The sequence below is a fragment of the Bacteroidales bacterium genome, from assembly GCA_031275285.1.
Classification (GTDB): Bacteria; Bacteroidota; Bacteroidia; order Bacteroidales; family UBA4181; genus JAIRLS01.
In genome coordinates this window covers 1-2,793 of the sequence record JAISOY010000205.1, presented here as the reverse complement: position 1 = coordinate 2,793, position 2,793 = coordinate 1, and the positions used below count along the sequence as shown (strand labels likewise).

Annotated in this window: 4 protein-coding genes; 1 reads left to right on the top strand and 3 read right to left on the bottom strand. The window is 39.7% G+C overall.

Annotated features, from left to right (window positions below):
- The 3 genes from LBQ60_20330 to LBQ60_20320 all read right to left on the bottom strand — a co-directional run.
- A partial coding sequence (locus LBQ60_20330; protein MDR2040273.1) for a type IV toxin-antitoxin system AbiEi family antitoxin occupies window positions 1–587 on the bottom strand: 587 nt, incomplete at its 3' end.
- Between the two features lie 284 nt (window positions 588–871).
- Window positions 872–2,089: a group II intron reverse transcriptase/maturase gene (gene ltrA / locus LBQ60_20325; GenBank protein ID MDR2040272.1), complete on the bottom strand. Its 1,218-nt coding sequence runs from the start codon at window positions 2,087–2,089 to the stop codon at window positions 872–874.
- A 65-nt stretch (window positions 2,090–2,154) separates the two neighbouring features.
- On the bottom strand, window positions 2,155–2,307 hold the full coding sequence (locus tag LBQ60_20320; protein MDR2040271.1) for a hypothetical protein: 153 nt from the start codon (window positions 2,305–2,307) through the stop codon (window positions 2,155–2,157).
- Window positions 2,308–2,313: 6 nt separating this feature from the next.
- Here LBQ60_20320 and LBQ60_20315 point away from each other — a divergent pair, with 6 nt between their 5' ends.
- Complete coding sequence (locus LBQ60_20315) at window positions 2,314–2,694, top strand: hypothetical protein (GenBank protein ID MDR2040270.1); 381 nt, start codon at window positions 2,314–2,316, stop codon at window positions 2,692–2,694.
- Window positions 2,695–2,793: the final 99 nt, after the last annotated feature.

The following is a 2,793-nucleotide window of genomic DNA, read 5'->3' as shown; positions in this document are numbered from 1 at the left end:
GCAAGTTCCGAAGATTTCATCTCATCGACAAGTTCCTGTAATATAGAGACAATTCGGTTTATGCCAAATTTGTTTATATGGGCAAATAAATCCAAAGCTGTCAATTCCGGCGAAGATACGTTTATGTAGCCGGAATCTGTTTTGTGTTCAATAATTCCTTGCGTTGTCCAATTATTTTTACTTGTGAAATTGATTTTTAGTTTTTTATTGTTAATTGTCTTTGGAGCAGGAGTTTCTGCCATTACAAAATATTCCATCGGCTGTTGATGTGCCGCTCCGTATATCGCCGCAGCCGATAAAAAAGCGACATAATACGGTTTATTCAAAATTTTCATCAAATCGTCAATAAACAAAAAAGGCGGCAGCATTCCCTGATTGGAATATTCCGGCGGAATAATAACATAAATCCCATTTCGGATAGAAGCAATTTCCCCTTTTGCCTTCAAACGATAAATATTTTGGTTGATAGCTTTTGATGTTAAAGTATCAAATTGTTCTTTCAACTCGTCCAAAGTAAACATATATCGTCCTTGTGAACGAATAGCAAACAAATATTTCTCCAAATAATTACGCTCTAAAAAAGCCATATTAACTATAGTTTAAATTTCCGATTTACTACACTAAATGTAGTAAATCGGAAATTTAAACTTTTTTCTTATGCAAATTATGATTTCATGATTTTTTTCAACAAAAGACGACATATTCTTTTTGCTTGATTTAAACGGAACTCTGCATCGAATTATTTTCAAAATAAAAATCTTCAGTGCAAATTTTCAATTTCAAATCAATATATAGGTCGAGTAGACCTGGGCATTTCAGCCCAAGCCTCTCACAGAACCGTACGTGAAAGTCTCCCCTCATACGGCTCTTCTTATCCAAACGGTTTCAATCTGTTGGGTATGGCTCCATATTGCCAGTGATAAAACAAATGAGGATTTTCAGATGCTATCTTTACCAGCCATTTGTAAGCAGCGTTCGGTTTTCGCCGAAAACGCTTGTACTTCCTTTCTGCCCAACGTGCTAATTTCAAATTGATTTCCTGAAGAAAGGATTTCAGCAAACTACTATAGAATTTTCCATAATAGTTTATCCAACCTCGAACCTCAGCATTAATCCCAACAGCAATGTCAGATAGTTTTATCTGTACACGCCTATTCAGATTCCAACCTCGCATCTTTTCATGAATGCGTTTCTTGGCTTTCTTGCTGATTGCAGGAGAAAAGCCATTGAAGACCTGACCACTTTTGTTTCTCAAAGCACGGGGTTGAAAGGTATAGCCTAAGAAATCAAATGTGATTTCAGTATATTCTCCTTTTCGTTTTCCGTCTTTACAGTAAACTATACGTGTCTTGGCTTCGTTTAGCTTTAACTTGCAAGTTGAGAAGCGTTCGATTATGGATGCTTTAAGCCTTTGGGCTTCTTCAAGGTTACGACAATGACATATCGTATCATCGGCATAACGTTCAAAAGGAATAGATGGATAATAAATCGACATCCATTTGTCGAATGCATAGTGAAGATACAGGTTCGCAAGAACCGGCCCAATGACTGAACCTTGCGGAACACCCATATTTCTTTCTATACGTTCTCCATTTTGAGTTGCGTATGGAACCTTCAACCAACGCTTGATGTAAAGCAGTATCCACTTTTCTTGTACATGACGCTCTACGGCCTTCATGAGCAAATCATGGTCTATGGTATCAAAGAATTTGCTGATATCCATATCCAATACCCAATCGTATCGCCAACAGCGTTCCCGTGCTTTTGCCAATGCATCATGAGCACTTCGATTCGGTCGATAACCATACGAATCAGAATGAAACTCTTGCTCCATTCTCGGCTCTATCAGCATAACAACCGCCATTTGAGCAACACGGTCTTCTACTGTTGGAATACCCAATGGACGTGTTCCGCCCGACGGTTTAGGTATATCCACTAACTTAACAGCGTTAGGAAAGTAACTTCCTGAACTCATGCGGTTCCACAACTTGTATAAGTTACACTTGAGGTTACTCTCAAAGTCAGTTATACTTACATTGTCAATCCCCGCGCTTCCTTTGTTTGCTTTTACCCGTTTCCAAGCATTCATTATCGTATGCTTGTCGATTGTAAACGATTTTGCAATTTGATTTTGTGTCATCCTAATAATTTTAATTAGTTGTACATTACAAATAGCCGGACAAGCTGCCCCCTTCGCTCCATTGCCATTACAGCAACTTCATCACTACTACGAAGCAGTCCGCCCCCACCAAAAGCATCGGTACTCAAACCTTGCGGGGTTACCGCTTTTGGTTGCTCCCTTAACATCTTTTGGTGAGTTCCCGTGTTCCACAACATAGCCTCCATATAGGTCATGCCACCTCTACGCCGGATGTCGAACAGACAGTAAACAGGTTTCTTCTGAACTTATCCCGGATTTCTTGCCTCAACCCGGTTTTGGCATCATCTCATTGCATTTCGACGCATAATCAGTGGTTCCCTTTCGGTCATCTCCTATACAGCCACCTGACGGCTAATTGCCGCCATGTATCGCTCACCACCCTGTCTTTTGAACAGAGCAGCATACATTGGTTTGCAACCACTTCCTGTAAAGCGATTGCGGAAGACCAAACTTCCATCTATATTGTAGTTACGAACGTGGCAGCCATTCCACATTCTCACGGCACACGGCAAAGTGCAAGTATCTATATATAGATACTTGCACTTTGCCCTATATATAATATTGACAATCAGAATGATTTTTTGCTCGAAAAAAAATTGTAACTTTGCACCTAAGTCATTTGTAGCCATTTC

Excerpts from the sequence above, each read along its gene's own strand:
- ltrA (MDR2040272.1), bottom strand. The coding sequence starts at position 2,089 with ATGAATGCTTGGAAACGGGTAAAAGCAAACAAAGGAAGCGCGGGGATT.
- LBQ60_20320 (MDR2040271.1), bottom strand. The coding sequence starts at position 2,307 with ATGTTAAGGGAGCAACCAAAAGCGGTAACCCCGCAAGGTTTGAGTACC.